Here is a 16421-nt window from a genome sequence, read left to right as displayed (position 1 = left end):
CGGGAGGAAATGGGGTATCGGGGGGCTGGGTTCAGCAGGAAGCCTCAGGCCGGAGCGCGTGGAGCGCACGGAGGAGGCTTTCATGACCGAGATCAGGTCCGTTCGTCCGCCAGAGTCACGAGCCGTCCACCCTGTCTTGGGTGCCGCCGGTGTCGACGAGCTGCCGCCGAGAGCTACGCCCGATACGGGGCCGTCGATCGCTGAGCCGGTGGACGCCGAGCTGCTCAGGTCGCTGTTCGCGAGCACCGTCGGGGGAACCGTCGGCTTCGAGGAGGAGCTTCTGCTCGTACGTCGGGACAGCTGGCTCCCCGCGGATGCCGCTGGGCTGGTCAACAGCATCGGCGACGCGCGGATCAAACCTGAGCTCCCGGCGTGCCAACTCGAGATCGCGACCTCTATCCACACCGAGGTCACTGGCGCTGTCGAGGAGCTCCGCGCCTGTCGTGCCCTGATCGCCGCCGCGTGCGATCCAGAGCTGGCCCCGATCGCCACGGCCGTCCATCCGCTGCTCGACGGATCCGCCGCGCTGTCCCGCACGGATCGGGCCGCTGCGCTGAGAGTTCGCTATCCCGAGGTCATCGGCCGCCAACTGGTTTCGTCCCTGCAGGTGCACCTGGCCTTCGGCGATGCCGATTGCACGCTCGGTGTCTACCACGCGCTGCGCGACCTCCTTCCGGAGCTGGCCGCGCTGGCGGCGTCCGCTCCCTTCGCCGCCGGACGGGACACCGGTCTGTGCTCCATCCGCCCGGTCATCGCCTCGCAACTCCCCCGCCAGGGCGTGCCTCCGATCATCGACTCCTGGGAGCAGTACGCCGACAACCTGACGTGGCTGGCCCAGGGCGGAGCGGTGGCGGACGCCGCCGAATGGTGGTGGGAACTCAGGCCGCATCTTCGGTACGGCACGCTCGAACTCCGGGTCCTCGACGTCCAGGCGACCACCGATCAGACCAGCGCGATCGCCCGGTTCGTCCATGCCCTCGCGGCTCAATTGACCGACCAGTACCACCTCGGCGAGCTCCGGCCGCCGAGTCCGTCGTGGAAGATCACCGAGAACCGCTGGGCGGCTCTCCGAGACGGAGTCTGTGGCGAGTTGCTCGACCTTCGAAGCGGGGAAGCCCGGCCCACCAGTCGCTGTCTGCACGATCTCATCGACGGTGCCGAGCCCTACGCGGCCGGCGACCTGGACGGCGTCCGGGCGATGGTCGAGGAACCCCCGGTGAAGCAGTTGCGAGCACTCGGTCCGCAACGGGTCGTTCCCTGGCTGGCGGAGGTGTTCTCGGTATGAAGCTGCTGACCTTGCCCGGGGTGTTCGCCCCGATCTCGGACTCCTGGATGCTGGCCGACGCCATTCGCCAGGAGGACATCGGTCCGCACTCGCTCGCGCTCGATGTCTGTACCGGCAGCGGAGTCCTTGCCCTCACCGCCGCGGCGTGCGGTGCGACGACGACCGCGGTCGATGTGTCCCGCCGAGCGCTCCTCACCGTGCAGCTCAACGCGAGACGATCGGGCGTGCGCGTCCGGACGCGCCGCGGACGGACCTTCGCACCCGTGGCGGGCGAGCGGTTCGACCTGATCGTGAGCAACCCGCCGTACGTGCCGTCGCCGAGACCCGACGTCCCGCGCCGCGGGCCGAGTCGCGCGTGGGAGGCCGGTCACGACGGTCGGATCGTCCTCGACGACCTGTGCGATCAGGCGCCGGACCACCTGCGACCCGGCGGAGCCATACTCCTCGTGCACTCTTCCCTGATCGGAACCGACACGACCCTGAACCGGCTGGAGCAAGCCGGACTCACGCAGGTCGAGGTACGCAGCCGCCGCCGAGGACCACTCGGACCGCTGATGCGCGCCCAGCAGCTGGCCGGCACGATCCCCGCCGACATCGACGAGGAAGAAGTCGTGATCATCCGGGCCAAAGCCCGTCGCTCCTGATCGACCGCACCGGCGCCCACTGCCCAAACCCGGCACGCCGACCGGCGACCCGCCGCCCGTCAGGCGCGGCCGCCGGTCGTCGGCACGTCAGGGGCTGCCGCCGGTACGTCGGCACGTCCGCGGCCGCCGCCCGGTCGTCGGTGTGTCAGGGGCGGCGCCAGTCGTCGGAGGTGAGGTGGCTGCCTGCCATCGGGCCCATGTTGAGCATCCCGCCGTCGGCGGCGATGCTCGCGCCGGTCACGTAGGCGGCACCCGGTGAGGCCAGGAAGGCGATCACGGCCGCGATCTCGCGCGCGTCGCCGGGCCGGCCGAGCGGTACGCCGGGACGTTTCGTACCGCGCGGATCGTCGTCCTCCTGGCCCGTCATCGGGGTGGCGATCTCACCAGGCGCCACCGCGTTGGCGGTGATCCCGTACTCCCCCAGTTCCAGCGCCAGCGTCTTGATCAGCAGGCCCAGGCCGCCCTTGGCCGCGTCGTACGGCGCCGAGCCGACCCGCGGCTGGTGCTCGTGCACGCTCGTCACTGCGATCAGCCGGCCACCACGGCCCTGCTGAATCATCCGGCGGGCGGCCCTTTGCAGGCAGAGGAAGGCTCCGTCGAGGTCGACCGACAACACCTTCCGCCAGTCGTCGAAGGACAGCTCCACGGCCAACTCGCTGGTGCCTGTCCCACTGTTGGCGACCAGCACGTCGACACCGCCCAGTATTTCGGCCAGGTCGTCGATCACGTCGGCCGCAGCAGGCAGATCGAGCAGATCAAGCTGCCGCACCTCGGCGCGGCGGCCGAGCGACCGAACCTCCTTGGCTGTTTGCTCGGCGCCCTCGGAGTCGCTGTGCCAGGTCACCCCGATGTCGAAGCCGTCGTTGGCCAACGCGACCGCGGCCGCCTTGCCGATACCGCTGTCAGAACCGGTGACTATCGCTGTAGGCATGCCGCGCCGGTACCCCGCAGTACGGCGTCCTAACGGTGGTCAGCTGGCGTGGTTGACGGTGTCGGTGATGATGCCGGCGGCGACGTCGTGGAGTTTGACGTTGGTCGACTGGGACAGGCGCACCAGGAAGGAGAAGGCGCGGTCGTTGTCCAGCCGGTAGCGCTCCATCAGGATGCCGACGGCCTGCCCGATGGTGGTGCGGGTCTCGAGTGCCTGGGTCATCGTCTCGCCCTGCCGGGCCCAGCCGAGGGCGAGCGCGATCAGCCGGGCGAACATCATGCCGAACTGGCGCGTCTCGGAGTCGATCGCATACGGACGGTCGAAGTACAGGTTCAGTGCGCCCCGGGCGTGTGGAGCGGCCTCGAACTGGAAGGCCAGCTGGGATCCCAGGCCGAACAGGCAGGCCGCCTTGGCCCCGTAGCTCGGCCAGCGCAGGTCCGATGCGAGGTCGTCCACTTGGACCACCGGCTGCCCGTAGGCGGCCTCGTAACAAGGCCCCTCCCGCAGTTCGTACTGCAGTTCGTCGGCGCACACGGCCACCGGATCGGTCGGTGCGAGCGTCTGGATCCGGTGATTCCTCGCCGTGATGGAGATACTGACGTGATCGACTCCCGGAACGGAATCAGCAGCGGAGTGCGTGATGACGTCGAGCGCCTCGGCCAGATCGATCGGCAACTGCAGTGAGTCGGCGACGTCCGTCATCACGGCGATGAGTTCCCTCAACTCCATGCTCGTATCCCTCCGTCCGGAGGCATTCCAACGATTGCTTCGACAGTACGCCTGATCCGGGCCGTTGCCGACGGCTCTCCTCGCCTGGACGCAACCGACGCCGTCTGCTTACCGTGGAAACAGGTTGAGTGAGCAGCCTGGATCCCACCTCGCCAGTGAGGATTGCCTGTTGCACCAGCCCGTCGACGACCCCGGCCCACAGTTCCGGTGGGCAGCCCGCTCGAGCTCCGAACTCGAGATCGGCCTGGACTTCACTCCGCCGTTGCTGATCGCCCGGCTGACCGGCCGGCTCACCCACACCTCGCGCAAGCCGTTGCGCTCGATCCTGCACGACGCGTCCACGCAGCGGCCCGAACGCCTGGTGCTCGACGCGACACTGCTCTCCCATTGCGACGAGGCCGGGTTGGCGGCGCTGGCCAACGCGATCAACCACAGTGCGGCGGAGTTGCCCGTGGGCGTCGCCGGTTTTCGGCGGGCCCAACGTCTGCTTCTGCACCGGCTCTGCGCCGATCGGACTCAGCAACTCCGGACGTTCGAAACGGTCGCCGAAGCCGTCGACGCGATGCTGGCCGCTCCAGGCGCCGCTCTCCCCGATCAGCAGACCCTGCTGGCCGAAGTACGGCATCTTCACCGCGCGCTGTTGTCCCGCGCAGCCATCGATCAGGCCAAGGGGATTCTGATGGCCGTCTACGGGCTGGAGCCCGATGCTGCATTCGCGATGCTCACCTGGCATTCGCGGAACAGCAGGGTTCCGCTCCGCGTTCTCGCGGAGCACTTCGTGGCAGCGGTCCGCCGGCGGCAAGGTGGACGGCTCGAACCGGTCACGACCGATGCCCTCCTGGCCGACATCGCCGCTGGCCTCAGGAGCGGGAAAGACACGCTGGCCTGACGGCCGTTGCGATCGAGCGGGCGTGAGGTGGCGATTCGCGGATCAGCGATCGACGGCCGGATCAGCGATCCTGACCGGTACCACGTTCGCCCTTGCCCTCGGCATCGTCGACGAGCTGCTCGGCCACCCGGTTGAGCTTGACGTTGCCGTGCTGGGAAAGCCTGGTCAGGAAGGCGAACGCGCGTTGGTCGGTCAGGCTGTAGCGCTCCATCAGGATGCCGATCGCCTGCCCGATGGTCCGCCGCGTCTGCAGCGCAACCTGGAGGTTGTCGACCTCCTGCGCGTACCCGATCGCCAGCGCCGACTGATGGGTGAAGAGCTGCCCGAGCGACCCCAGGTCCGTGAACGAGCCGACCGCGGTGGAGTAGAGATTGAGCGCGCCCTGCGATCTCGGGGCGTCGAAGAGCCGGAGCCCGGCCTGGGCCCGGATCCCGACCGCCACCGCGGTCGCGGCGTACCGCGGGAACCGCGGATCAGCGCCCAGGTCGGGCGAGACGACGTGAACGGTGTCGACGGCCGCGTCGTAACAAGGACCTTCCTGCAGGTCGTACTGCGCTGCGTCCACACCCCACAGCACGTCATCGGTCGGCGCCACCGTCTCCAGCCGGCCGTCGCTGTGTTTCACCGTGATGCTCGCGTAGTCGACCTCCGGGAGGACCTCCACCGCGGCCACCGTGATCCGACTCAGCGTATGGTCCAGGTCGCCCGGCGTCAGCGACTTCACCAGCCGGGCGGCTGCCTCGATCAGTTCCGCATCATCCATTTCCGGCCGGTACCCTTCCCAAGTTGGTTGAAGCGATCGGCCGCTCTCCGGCATACCGCGCCGTACTGATCATGACCGTTTGCGCGCGTCCTCGATGACCCCGTTCGCGGCCTGAGTCAGGCTGACATCGCGGTCGGCAGCTCGCTGGACGAGCAGGTCGTACGCGGCACCCATGTCGACGCCCGAGAGCTGGGCGAGAACGCCCTTGGCCTGCTCGATCACCGTCCGTCCGGCCAGCGCGGCCCGGATCCGCTCGTCGAGCTGACCGGGGCTGAGTTCGGCGGACTGGATGATCACCACGGCGGCGATGTCCGCGAAGGCCTGCGTCAGCTGTTGGGCCTCCCCGTCGGCTGTTTCCGGCGCACTGTGGAAGGCGTTCATCGCACCGATCAACCGGCCGTGCCACCGCAGCGGAACCGCATGGACCGCGTGGTAGCCGGCGGCGATGATCGCCTCACCGACCTTGCCCCAGCGCTCGATGAGCTCCGCATCCACGGCGACCGACAACGCGGAGCCGTCCTGAGCCACGTCGACGCACGGTCCGGAGTCCTGCTGGAGCTGGTAGAGCTCGAGCTCGGCCGCCTGGTGCGAGGTGGCGCTCAGGATCTCCAGCGAGCCGTCCTCATGTTTGACCAGGAGGCCGATCGCGTCCGCGGCAGTGAACTTCGCGCAGTCGGCCAGTAGCCGGGTCAAGGTGTCAGTGACGTCGTCTTGCTGGACCATGGCCGCGGCGGCGTCCACGAACGCTTGTGAAGCGGTAGCGGCAGTCATGGAGTCTCGCTTTCGGCGTCGTCGGTGAAGTGCAGGTGCCGGCTGGTGATGAGATCGGCCACCGCTGCCAAGCTGATGTCATGGGAGAACGCGTGCGCCCGCAGCAACGCGAGCGCGTCGTCGGGGCTGATCCGTAACTGGGCCACCACCATGCCGGTGGCCTGATGGATCTCCGACCGAGTCGTCCAGGGCCCCGAGCCGAGGGAGAATTCGACCGGCGGGTCCTTGACCAGGGCGGCGCCGATCGCGCTCGCGAGGAACTGCGCCTGGCCCGCGTCCGGCAGTTCCATGGTCTGCTGGTGGACCGTCAGCACCCCGATGACCCCGTCGTTCCACGGCCGGATCGGTACGGCGTAGAGGACCGCGGCGCCCGGGACCTTGCGGGCGGCTTCGGTGAACAGCGGCCACGGCCCGGTCTCGGCCCGCAGGTCGGCGACCGCGATCTGTTCGGTCACGTACGCCGTCGGGCCCGGCCCCTCGCCGAGCACCTCCTGCAGATCCTCCAGCCGCGCCGCCAGGTCGTCCGTCGTACAAAGCGTGACCCGCTCGGGCTGCGTGTAGGACAGCGTGAGCGCCGCGCCGTCCCCCGACATCATCGCCAGGTAGGCACGGCAAAGGCGCGCCTCCAGCTGAAGGTCGTTGTCGTCCTCGGCGATCAATCTCGCCAGCCGGGCCAACAGGGTGGTCCGATCCAGGTCACCCATCCGCCGTCACCTCGTCCGTCCCCAACCTGTTGTCCGTCCCGGCCGGGTCCCGCACCGGACGCCAACCTCCACAATCCCACGGGCCGGTCCGGCCGGCGGGAAATCGGGCCGAGGATTGCACAAGTTCGACGAATCGCAGCTATTCCGGTGGGCACTGGGGGCCGGCAGATGCCGCTCGGCATCGCGCCGGTGAATTGATCACCGGCTGCAGCGAAAGGACGACGTCATCATGGTTGACGCTGCATCGCGAAACATGACCAGGACCACGGTTCAAAAGGCAGCCGTGGCGGTCGCATTGGCATTCCTCCTCGTCGGGGTGCTCGGATTCATCCCGGGCATCACGACGAACTACGACACGATGATGTTCGGCGGGCACCATTCCGACGCCGAACTCCTGGGCCTGTTCCAGGTCTCGATCCTGCACAACATCGTGCATCTGCTCTTCGGCATCGTCGGTCTCCTGCTGGCCAGGTCCGTCGCGGGTGCGCGTAACTATCTGATCGGCGGCGGCATCGTTTATCTGGTGCTGTGGGTCTACGGCCTGGTGATCGACCAGGCCAGCGCGGCCAACTTCGTACCGCTCAACACGGCCGACAACTGGCTGCATTTCCTGCTCGGCGTCGCGATGATCCTGCTGGGTCTCGTGCTGTCCCGGCGGCCCGTCGCGGCCAGGGGGTCGGCGCACTGATCCTCGCCTGCACGGAGCCGGCAACCTCCGCGGCGGTCTGGTAATGTTCCCCTCCCCTAGCGACGATTTTCGGCGTTTCGGGTGGGGTTCGTTCCTCACTCGTCCCGGAGGTTGTCGTGCGGAAAGGCTCACGTTCCCGGCGTGATTTCCAGTGGTTGCTGCTCGGGCAGACGACCAGTCAGTTCGGTGCCCAGGTCAGTGGCATCGCCATCCCCCTGCTGGCCGTCTCCACCTTGCGGGCCTCGCCTCTGCAGGCCGGTCTGGTGACCGCGGCCGGCACCGTGGCCTTCGCGGTGATCGGTCTGCCGGCCGGCGCCTGGATAGATCGGGTACGCCGCCGGCCGGTCCTCGTCGCCAGTGACCTGTCCCGCGCGGCCCTGTTGACCTCGATCCCGGTGATGGCCTGGCTCGGGATGCTCACCATCACTCAACTCGTCGTGGTCTCGCTGCTGATCGGCGTGGCCCGGGTCTTCTTCGACGTCGGCTACCAGAGCTACCTGCCCGACGTGGTCGGCAAACAGCGACTGATCGCCGGGAACTCAGCGATGGAAACGGTCCGGGCCTCCGGACAGGTCGCCGGACCAGGTCTCGGTGGCTGGCTGGTCGGGCGACTCGGCTCCGCGAACGTCCTGCTGATCCAGGCGATCACACTGGCCGTCTCCGCGGGTTGTCTGCTCGCGATCAAGGTCCGTGAACCTCGGCCCACCTCGCAGCAGGAGCACACCCGCCTACGAGGACAGATCAAAGAGGGCCTTGAATTCCTGAGCCGATCGCCCGTACTGCGGGCCTTGACCGTGACCAGTGCGGTCGGGAACTTCTCCTTCGCGGTGGCCTCCGCTGTGAACTACATCTTTCTGGTGCGCACCCTGCGACTGTCGCCGGCAGCGGTCGGCGTACTGCTCGCGGTCGGTTCGGTCACCGCGATGCTCGGCGCAGCCCTCACTCCCCGGTGGGCGAACCGCTTCGGGTCGGCGCGGATCGTCTGGTTGTCGTTGCTGGTGACCGGGCCGATCGCGTTGCTCGGACCACTGGCCCGGCCCGGGTGGTCAGTGGGCCTGGTCGTGCTCGGCACGGCGGTCGGTGAGCTCGGACAGATCGTCTACGCCATCAGTTCGGTCAGCCTGCGCCAGCAGCTGTGCCCCACGGAACTGCTCGGCCGGGTGAACGCCAGCGCGCGCACGCTCATCATGGCGCTGTTCCCGGTCGGGGCTCTGTTCGGCGGAGTGCTTGGCGAGTGGTTCGGCATCCGGCCCACGTTGTGGATCGCCTTGACACTCGCCGCGCTCTCCCCGCTGCCTGCTTACCGGGCTCTTCGGCAGTTCAGGACTGCCGAAGAGGTCACGATCACTCCTTCTTGAGCTCCTGGACCTTGCCTGCCGTCTTCTCCATCAAGTTCGGCAGATCGGTGGTGCCGTAGAACCTCGCGTCCGGCCGGGTGGGGGCCGGCATCGGCGCGGTGGTGGTGGGTCCGTCGTGGTACGTGAACTCGCCGTTGCCGTCAGGTGTCGGCCCCTTCGCCCAGGAACCTTCACTCGCGGCCTGACCGTCGCTGAAGTTCTGGTACTGGTACGAGACCTCCGTGTATTCCTTGTTCTGCGGGAAGTTGCTCGGCACCGGGAGAAGTTCCGCGCCCTCCTCGCGCAACTCGGTGGCGGCCGCCAGCCACATGTTCTGGTGCATGGTGTCGCGCGCGAGCAGGAACGAGAGCAGGTCGCGGACGCCGTGGTCGTCGGTCATGTGGTAGAGCCTGGCGACCTGCACCCGGCCCTGCATCTCGGCATTGGCGTTGGCCTGGAAGTCCGCCAGCAGGTTGCCGCTGGCGGTGATGTAGCTGCCCTGCCAGGGATTTCCCATGCTGTCCACGGCACGGGCGCCGGCTCCGGCGACGATCGCCTGCTGGATATCGGTGCCGCCGATGACGGCCGCGACGGTCGGGTCGTCCTGGACGGCGTCGTCAGTGATGCCGAGCGGCGCTTTCTCCAGCAGTTGCGCGATCATCGTGGCGAGCATCTCGACATGGCCGACCTCTTCGGCCCCGACCCCGAAGACCAGGTCGCGGTACTTGCCCGGGGTGTGCATGTTCCAGCCCTGGAACATGTACTGCATCGCGACGGTGATCTCGCCGTACTGACCGCCGAGCACCTCCTGCAACTTGCGCGCATAGACCGCGTCCGCGCGATCCGGGGTCGATTTGAACTGCAGTTCCTGACGGTGGAAAAACATCGTTGCCTCCTGTGAGCGGGCGAACTGCGAATCCGCGAGGTTCCCGCTCGGCGGCGCTATTAACGTGCCGGGTACTACGCCTGGGTACCAGGGCCGCGAAATGACGTTTGCGGAACTGGGGAGGAACCATGAGAAACAAAGGGTGGGCGTTGGCGGGTCTTGCCGCCGGAGCATTGGTCGTCACGTCCTGCGCCGGGGTCGGCAGCAAGGACGACGCCGGCGGCAAGGCGGGATCGGCCGGCTCGACACCCACCGGAACCCTTAATGTGATGGGTTTCAGCGGTGAGGACGAAGTGGCGCAGTCGCGTATCGCGGCCTTCAAGGCCGCTTATCCGTCCGTGACCGTGAAGAACAACAAAGGCGACTTCGACGCCCAGCAGTTCCTCACCGCGGTCTCCAGCGGCAATGCGCCGGACGTCGTCTACATGGCCCGCAACCTGGTCGGCACCTACGCCGCCAAGGGCGCGATCCTGCCGCTCGACGATTGCATCAAGAACAACGACATCGACACCGGCCAGTACCGCGAGGCCGCGCTGAACGAGGTCAAACTCAAGGACAAGACCTACGGCATCCCGGAGTTCTACACCGTCACCGTGAATCTGATCAACAGCACGGCACTGGCCTCCACCGGAGTACAGACCGCCGATATCCAGACCACCGACTGGGACAAGCTGGAGCAGACCGCGAAGAAGCTGTACAAGGCGAAGAACGGCCGGCCGGCCCGGATCGGCTACGACCCCCGGATGCCCGACTTCTTCCCGCTCTGGGCGCTGAACAACGGCGTCGAGCTGATCAAGCCCGGCGGCGAGCCGAACCTGAACGACCCCAAGGCCGTCGAAGCGCTGACATATGCGATCAAGCTGGTCAACGACCAGGGCGGTTGGTCGAACTTCAAGACCTTCCGGGACACCTTCGACATCTTCGGGGAGAAGAACCAGTTCACCCAGGATCAGCTCGCGGTGATGCCGATCGAGAACTGGTACCTGAACGTGCTGCTCGACTCCCGGCGCAACGGGCTGAAGCTGCAGTCGACGATGTTCACCGACCGCCAGGGCAAGCCGATCAGTACGCTGGGCGGCTCGGCCTGGGTCGTCCCGAAGGGCGCCAAGAACCCGGACGCGGCCTGCAAGTGGGCCAAGACCCTGACCGCGGTGGACACCTGGCAGAAGGCGGCCGAGGCCCGGATGCAGACCGTCGCCAAGGACAAGACGTTCTTCACCGGCTTGTTCACCGGCAACAAGGTCGCCGACGAGCAGATCAAGGCGAAGTACCTGAAGCCCAGCGGCGATCCGGGCTTCGACCAGGCGATCAGCAACTACTACGCCAGCCTGGACGTGGCCAAGCCGCTCAATCCGTCCCCGGCCGGGGCGGAGATCGAGGCGGCCTGGAAGAACGCGGTCGGCAAGGCGCTCGGTGGTAAGGCGACGCCGCAGGCCGCGCTCGACGCGGCGCAGACCGAAGCCAAGGCGGCCTTCGACAAGGCGAGTCAGGGCTGATGCCGCGCAGTGAGCTGGTACGCCGGGAGAACCGGGCCGGCTGGTTCTTCGTCCTCCCCTGGGTCGTCGGCTTCCTGGTCTTCACGGCCGGTCCGATGATCGCCAGCCTGGTGCTGTCCTTCACCGACTACCAGATGATCCGGAGCCCCAACCCGGTCGGCTTCGACAACTATCGCGCGCTGTTCGACGACCCGCGGGTGCTGAAGTCGCTGAGCAACACCTTCGTGTACGCGGCGATGTTCGTACCACTGGGCACTGTCGCGGCTCTCGGGCTCGCGCTGATGCTGCAGCGGGTGGGTCGGGCGAGCGGGTTCTTCCGGACCGCGTTCTACCTGCCCGAGATGACACCCGCGGTGGCCGCGGGTGCGATGTTCCTGCTGCTGCTGAACGGCCAGCAAGGCCTGGTGAACAAGGTTCTCGGCTGGTTCGGGATCAACGGCCCGAACTGGACCACCGACCCGAACTGGCTGAAACCGTCGCTCGCGATCGTCAGTCTGTGGACACTCGGCGGCACCGTGGTGATCTACCTCGCCGCGCTCAACGGCGTACCGCGGCAGTTGTACGAGGCGGCCGAACTGGACGGCGCCGGACCGATCACCCGGCTCTTCCGGATCACCGTGCCGATGATCTCGGGCGCGCTGTTCTTCACCGTCATCACCAACACGATCGCGGCGATGCAGATGTTCGACCAGGCGTACACGATGTTCTACGGGCCGCAGCAGAAGGCCGCCGCGTCGGAGGAGTCACTGGTCTACATGGTCTACCTGTTCCAGAACGCCTTCCAGTTCTTCAAGATGGGCTTCGCCTCGGCGATGGCGTGGCTGCTCTTCGTGATCATCCTGGCCATCACCTTCGTTCAGGTCCGGATCGGCAACCGGTACGTCTACTACCACGGGGAGCGCTGAGGTATGACGATTCCCTGGCGCCGGCTGCCGTTCCTGGCCCTCCTGATCGCCGCGACCTTCCTGTTCGTCTATCCGCTGGTCTGGTTGATCAGCGCATCGCTCAAACCGCGTTCGCAGGTGTTCGACAACCGGCTGATTCCCGCGGTCTTCCAGCCCCAGAACTATGTCCGGGTGTGGGACGCGGCCCCGGTACTGCGGTGGCTGGTCAACTCGCTGACGGTCGGCTTCATGGCCGCCGCCACAGTGACACTGTCCAGCGCGCTGGTCGCGTTCGGCTTCGCCTACTTCCGGTTCCGCGGCCGCAACCTGCTGTTCGGCATCGTGTTGTCGACGATGATGCTGCCGGGCGCCGTGACGATGATCCCGGTCTACCTGATCTGGAACCGGCTCGGTCTGATCGACACCCAGATCCCGCTGTGGGCGCAGAACCTGTTCGGCTCGGCCTTCTACATCTTCCTGCTCCGTCAGTTCTTCCTCGGCATCCCGCGGGAACTGTTCGAGGCGGCCCGGGTGGACGGTTGCGGCTACCTGTCGATGTTCCGGCGGATCGCCTTCCCGCTGTGCAAACCGGCGCTGGTGATCGTGTTCGTGTTCGAGTTCAAGGCCAGCTGGTCGGACCTGATGAAACCGCTGATCTACCTGCAGACGCCCGAGTACTTCACGATGCCGCGCGGGCTGAAACAGCTGATCGACGCGTTCGCGCTGTCCGGTCACTACGAGTGGGAGATCGCGATCGCGGCGAGCGTGATCGCCGTCGTACCGATGATCGTGTTGTTCGCCTTCGGCCAGCGCTACATCCTCGACGGGGTCGCCACCACCGCGCAGAAGGGCTGAACCGGTTCGGGCCGGGCGAAGAAAATGCTCGTCCCAGCGGTACGGGGGCGCGTAATGTCGGCCCCGTTGGGATCCTTGCCGAGGGGAGAACCGTGAGTCAGCCAGCTGCGCAAACCGACTACCCCGACCACATCGACGCTGCCGTACTGAAGATCGCCGGTGTCGTGGTGCTCGGGGCAATCATGTCCATTCTCGACATCACCGTGGTGAACGTCGCCCTGCCGACCTTCCAGGACACCTTCGGCTCACCCCAGAGCCCGGTCGCCTACTCGACCGTGGCCTGGACCGTGACGGCGTACACGCTCGCGCTCGCGACGGTGATCCCGCTGACCGGCTGGGCCGCCGACCGGTTCGGCACCAAGCGGCTCTACATGACCGCGATCTTCCTCTTCACCGCCGGATCCGCGCTCTGCGCGACCGCGTCGAGCATCGACATGCTGATCGGCTTCCGGGTCCTGCAGGGCCTGGGCGGCGGCATGCTGATGCCGCTCGGTATGACGATCATGACCCGGGCCGCCGGACCGCACCGGATGGGCCGGCTGATGGCGATCCTCGGCGTGCCGATGCTGCTCGGCCCGATCCTGGGCCCGATCCTCGGCGGCTGGCTGATCCAGGTCGCGAGCTGGCACTGGATCTTCCTGATCAACGTGCCGCTCGGGGTGATCGCGCTGATCTACGCGTGGTACGCGCTGGCACCCGACCACGCGGAGCGCTCGGAGTCGTTCGACTTCCTCGGGGTGGCGCTGATGTCGCCCGGGCTCGCGCTGTTCCTCTTCGGCGTCTCCTCGCTGCCGGCCAAGGGCGGCGACTTCGGCGCGCCGAGGGTGTGGGTGTCGATGCTGATCGGCGTCGTCCTGATGGCGACCTTCGTCTGGCACTCGTTCCGGCCGGAGCACCCGCTGCTCGACCTGCGGCTGTTCCGCGACCGCAACCTCACCGTCTCGATCATCACGATGTTCCTGTTCGCCGCGGCGTTCTTCGGCGGCCTGCTGCTGGTGCCGACGTACTTCCAGCAGATCCGCGGTGAGTCGACCCTGCACGCGGGCCTGCTGGTGGCGCCGCAGGGACTCGGTGCGATGGTCACCATGCCGATCGCAGGCCGGCTGGTGGACAAGATCCCGGTGGGCCGGATCGTGCCGGTCGGGATCGCGCTGATCGTGGTGGGGATGTTCGGCCTCACCCAGATCACCGCGACCACGTCGTACGGGCTGATCATCGTCATGCTGGTCGTGATGGGTTTCGGGATGGGCGCGACGATGATGCCGCTGTTCACCACCGCCCTGCGGACCTTGAACGGTGCCCAGGTCGCCCGCGGTTCGACGCTGCTGAACATCAGCCAGCAGATCGCGTCCTCCTGCGGGGTGGCGACGATGTCGGTCATCCTGACCAACCAGCTCAACGACTCGCCGATCATCCCCGGCACCCAGCAGATCCCCGGCCTGAGCGGCGGACTACGCGAAACCCAGGCGGCGATCCTGTCCAACACCCGCCCGGACAACATCGCTGCCCTGCACCTCGACCCCGCCGCCATCGCCCGCGGCCTGGTCCACGCCGCGTCCGCGTTCTCCCACACCTACTGGGTCGCTTGGGTCCTCGTCACCCTCACCCTGATCCCAGCCCTGATGCTCCCCCGCAAACGCGAAGAAAACCGCCTGGCCGAAACCGACGTCCCACCCGCAGTCGTCTGACGACCGCCTCCGGTACGCCGCCCGCCGCGACGGCGTACCGGAGCGGCCCGCAAGTTGTCCGGCTCGGGTGGGTCAGGCGGACTTGACCTCGTGGTGGAGTAGGCGGGTTACGCCGATGGCCAGGGGGATCAGGACCCAGAGGGTGCCGGAGACCGCGATGTGGGCCCAGTCGGTGGGGTTGAGGGTTTGCTGGGCGAAGGTGGGGGCCATGGCGGTGTTGAGGTCGAGCCAGGGGGCGACCTTCCCGAGGGCGTCGACCATCGAGAAGAGGAGGTTCCAGGCGATCGGGAGTACGTAGTACAAGACGACCGCGGCCGCTGTATTCATCAGCAGCATGCCGAAGGCGAAGCCTTGCACGATGCCGATAAGTTGCAGGGCGAAGAAGTCGCGCACGTTGGCGGCGCCCACGTTCCAGGTGCCGGCGCCGTCCAGGAACGCCATGCCGGCCACGTTGCTGAGCGCGGCCACACCGAGCGCGACGACCACCGCTGCCAACCCGACCAGCGTCACGGCGAGCAGCTTGGCGACGGCGATCCGCAGGCGGCTCGGTTCGAGGGTGAAGGTGACCAGGCCGGTGCGCTGACTCCACTCGGCCGTGACCGCGAGAATCCCGAGCACAGGAAGCAGGATGCTCTGCGGCGTCGCGGCCGCACCGACGAAGTTCAGGAACGTCAACTGGTCCGGATCGGCGACGAACAGGAACACGGCGATGACCGCCACCGTGATCAAGCCGATGGAAATGAGCAGCCAGAACCCTGCGCGGGTGTCGACGAGCTTGCGCAGCTCGACTCGCAGCAGGCGGTTGAACGGGACGGCTGTCACCGTCGGATCGGGGGAAACCATCAGGTCGGACGAAGTCGCGGTACTCATGCGGTGACCTTCTCTCGTGCGTCGTCGGCGGTGAGCTGCAAGAACATTTCCTCGAGTCCGGCGCCGTCCGCGCCACGCAACTCGGTCACCACAACGCCGTACTGCGCGGTGGCCGCGGCGACCTGCTCCCGAGTGGCCTGTACGACGTACGCGCCGTCGTGGGTGCGCCGACAGCTGAGCCCGGCCGCGTCGAGGCAGGTCGCCAAGGCAGCCGGATCGAGCCCGCGGACCAGGGTTCCGGCGGCGTCCAGAAGGTCGGCTTTGGTGCCGTCGGCAACGATCACGCCGCGGCCGATGACGACCAGATGGTCGGCGATGATCTCGATCTCGTGCAGCAGGTGCGAGGACAGCAGGACTGTCCCGCCACGGTCCGCGAAGCCTTTCAGCAGTCCGCGCATCCAGTGGATACCGGCCGGGTCGAGGCCGTTCGCGGGTTCGTCCAGGATCAGCACCTGCGGATCGCCGAGCAGCGCGTGGGCGATGCCGAGCCGCTGCCGCATGCCGAGGGAGTAGTTGCCGACCCGGCGGTCACCCTCGTCATCGGACAGGCCGACCAGCTCGAGCGACTCCTCCACCCGTTGCCGGTGAAGGCCCATCAACAGCGCGCCGAGCCGGAGGATCTCGCGGCCGGTGCGGCCGGCGTGCTGGGCGGAGGCGTCAAGAAGCACGCCGACATGGCGACCCGGGTTGGGCAGGTCGGCGTACGGGACACCGAGGATCGTGCTGCGGCCCCCGGACGGCGGCGTCAGGCCGGTCATCATCCGCATCGTGGTCGACTTGCCGGCTCCGTTGGGACCGAGGAACCCGGTGACGGATCCCGGTCGTGCCTGGAATGAGACGCGGTCGACGGACTGGTACGCGCCGTACCGCTTGCTGAGTTCTTCGACTGTGATCATGAGGTCGAGCCTGGCGCCGAGGGCAGCCTCCGCACATCAGTCGCAGTGCCATCTCCGCAGACCACGGACCAGACCTCGGGGTAGCCCGTAGTAGGGGGTCGGCCC

Annotated in this window: 17 protein-coding genes; 9 read left to right on the top strand and 8 right to left on the bottom strand. The window is 67.5% G+C overall.

Going from position 1 to position 16421, the window contains the following annotated elements; all coding sequences use genetic code 11:
* Window positions 1-82: 82 nt before the first annotated feature.
* Window positions 83-1285 (top strand): carboxylate-amine ligase, encoded by a 1203-nt coding sequence (locus DIZ26_RS06350; protein ID WP_112238754.1) that lies wholly within the window; start codon window positions 83-85, stop codon window positions 1283-1285.
* A complete protein-coding gene (locus tag DIZ26_RS06345) occupies window positions 1282-1929 on the top strand; it encodes a HemK2/MTQ2 family protein methyltransferase (RefSeq protein ID WP_112238753.1) in 648 nt (215 codons plus the stop codon). The genes DIZ26_RS06350 and DIZ26_RS06345 overlap by 4 nt, the downstream gene beginning before the upstream one ends.
* A gap of 145 nt (window positions 1930-2074) precedes the next feature.
* Here DIZ26_RS06345 and DIZ26_RS06340 read toward each other — a convergent pair whose 3' ends face one another.
* Window positions 2075-2860 carry an SDR family oxidoreductase gene (locus tag DIZ26_RS06340; protein ID WP_112238751.1) on the bottom strand — a complete coding sequence of 262 codons (786 nt, stop codon included), beginning with the start codon at window positions 2858-2860 and terminating at the stop codon, window positions 2075-2077.
* A 39-nt stretch (window positions 2861-2899) separates the two neighbouring features.
* On the bottom strand, window positions 2900-3589 hold the full coding sequence (locus DIZ26_RS06335; RefSeq protein ID WP_112238749.1) for a GAF and ANTAR domain-containing protein: 690 nt from the start codon (window positions 3587-3589) through the stop codon (window positions 2900-2902).
* A gap of 169 nt (window positions 3590-3758) precedes the next feature.
* Between DIZ26_RS06335 and DIZ26_RS37790 the strand changes: the two genes are divergently transcribed.
* Window positions 3759-4478, top strand: coding sequence for an ANTAR domain-containing protein (locus DIZ26_RS37790; protein ID WP_198675939.1), 720 nt, complete (start codon window positions 3759-3761; stop codon window positions 4476-4478).
* Window positions 4479-4539: 61 nt separating this feature from the next.
* Here the strand turns inward: DIZ26_RS37790 and DIZ26_RS06325 are convergent, their stop codons facing one another.
* From DIZ26_RS06325 to DIZ26_RS06315, 3 genes are all read right to left on the bottom strand, one after another.
* Window positions 4540-5241, bottom strand: a complete 702-nt coding sequence (locus DIZ26_RS06325; RefSeq protein ID WP_157979605.1) for a GAF and ANTAR domain-containing protein — start codon at window positions 5239-5241, stop codon at window positions 4540-4542.
* 69 nt (window positions 5242-5310) lie between these two features.
* Complete coding sequence (locus tag DIZ26_RS06320; protein WP_112238745.1) at window positions 5311-6012, bottom strand: GAF and ANTAR domain-containing protein; 702 nt, start codon at window positions 6010-6012, stop codon at window positions 5311-5313.
* Window positions 6009-6716 carry an ANTAR domain-containing protein gene (locus DIZ26_RS06315; protein WP_112238743.1) on the bottom strand — a complete coding sequence of 236 codons (708 nt, stop codon included), beginning with the start codon at window positions 6714-6716 and terminating at the stop codon, window positions 6009-6011. Before DIZ26_RS06315 ends, DIZ26_RS06320 begins: the two co-directional genes overlap by 4 nt.
* A gap of 229 nt (window positions 6717-6945) precedes the next feature.
* On the opposite strand from DIZ26_RS06315, the gene DIZ26_RS06310 reads away from it, so the two are divergent.
* Window positions 6946-7404: a DUF4383 domain-containing protein gene (locus DIZ26_RS06310; protein ID WP_198675938.1), complete on the top strand. Its 459-nt coding sequence runs from the start codon at window positions 6946-6948 to the stop codon at window positions 7402-7404.
* A 116-nt stretch (window positions 7405-7520) separates the two neighbouring features.
* A complete protein-coding gene (locus tag DIZ26_RS06305) occupies window positions 7521-8762 on the top strand; it encodes an MFS transporter (protein ID WP_112238739.1) in 1242 nt (413 codons plus the stop codon).
* Here DIZ26_RS06305 and DIZ26_RS06300 read toward each other — a convergent pair.
* Window positions 8749-9627: a manganese catalase family protein gene (locus DIZ26_RS06300; protein ID WP_112238737.1), complete on the bottom strand. Its 879-nt coding sequence runs from the start codon at window positions 9625-9627 to the stop codon at window positions 8749-8751. The genes DIZ26_RS06305 and DIZ26_RS06300 overlap by 14 nt on opposite strands.
* Before the next feature lie 128 nt (window positions 9628-9755).
* Here DIZ26_RS06300 and DIZ26_RS06295 point away from each other — a divergent pair, with 128 nt between their 5' ends.
* The 4 genes from DIZ26_RS06295 (at window position 9756) to DIZ26_RS06280 (ending at window position 14550) form a co-directional block, all read left to right on the top strand.
* Window positions 9756-11123, top strand: coding sequence for an extracellular solute-binding protein (locus DIZ26_RS06295; RefSeq protein WP_112238735.1), 1368 nt, complete (start codon window positions 9756-9758; stop codon window positions 11121-11123).
* Entirely contained in the window at window positions 11123-12028 is a 906-nt protein-coding gene (locus tag DIZ26_RS06290) for a carbohydrate ABC transporter permease (RefSeq protein ID WP_112238733.1), read from the top strand. Before DIZ26_RS06295 ends, DIZ26_RS06290 begins: the two co-directional genes overlap by 1 nt.
* 3 nt (window positions 12029-12031) lie before the next feature.
* Window positions 12032-12862: a carbohydrate ABC transporter permease gene (locus tag DIZ26_RS06285; protein WP_112238731.1), complete on the top strand. Its 831-nt coding sequence runs from the start codon at window positions 12032-12034 to the stop codon at window positions 12860-12862.
* A gap of 92 nt (window positions 12863-12954) precedes the next feature.
* Entirely contained in the window at window positions 12955-14550 is a 1596-nt protein-coding gene (locus tag DIZ26_RS06280; protein ID WP_112238729.1) for a DHA2 family efflux MFS transporter permease subunit, read from the top strand.
* Between the two features lie 72 nt (window positions 14551-14622).
* On the opposite strand, the gene DIZ26_RS06275 is transcribed toward DIZ26_RS06280, so the two are convergent.
* Together DIZ26_RS06275 and DIZ26_RS06270 are read right to left on the bottom strand one after the other, a co-directional pair.
* The gene (locus DIZ26_RS06275; RefSeq protein WP_112238727.1) at window positions 14623-15420 is read right to left on the bottom strand and encodes an ABC transporter permease; all 798 of its coding nucleotides are present in this window, start codon (window positions 15418-15420) and stop codon (window positions 14623-14625) included.
* Window positions 15417-16316: an ABC transporter ATP-binding protein gene (locus tag DIZ26_RS06270; protein ID WP_112238725.1), complete on the bottom strand. Its 900-nt coding sequence runs from the start codon at window positions 16314-16316 to the stop codon at window positions 15417-15419. The genes DIZ26_RS06275 and DIZ26_RS06270 overlap by 4 nt, the downstream gene beginning before the upstream one ends.
* Window positions 16317-16421 lie beyond the last annotated feature (105 nt).

This window comes from Kribbella monticola (assembly GCF_003261635.1).
Classification (GTDB): domain Bacteria; phylum Actinomycetota; class Actinomycetes; order Propionibacteriales; family Kribbellaceae; genus Kribbella; species Kribbella monticola.
The sequence above is the reverse complement of the archived record's forward strand: the minus strand, read 5'-3'. Positions and strand labels throughout refer to the sequence as shown.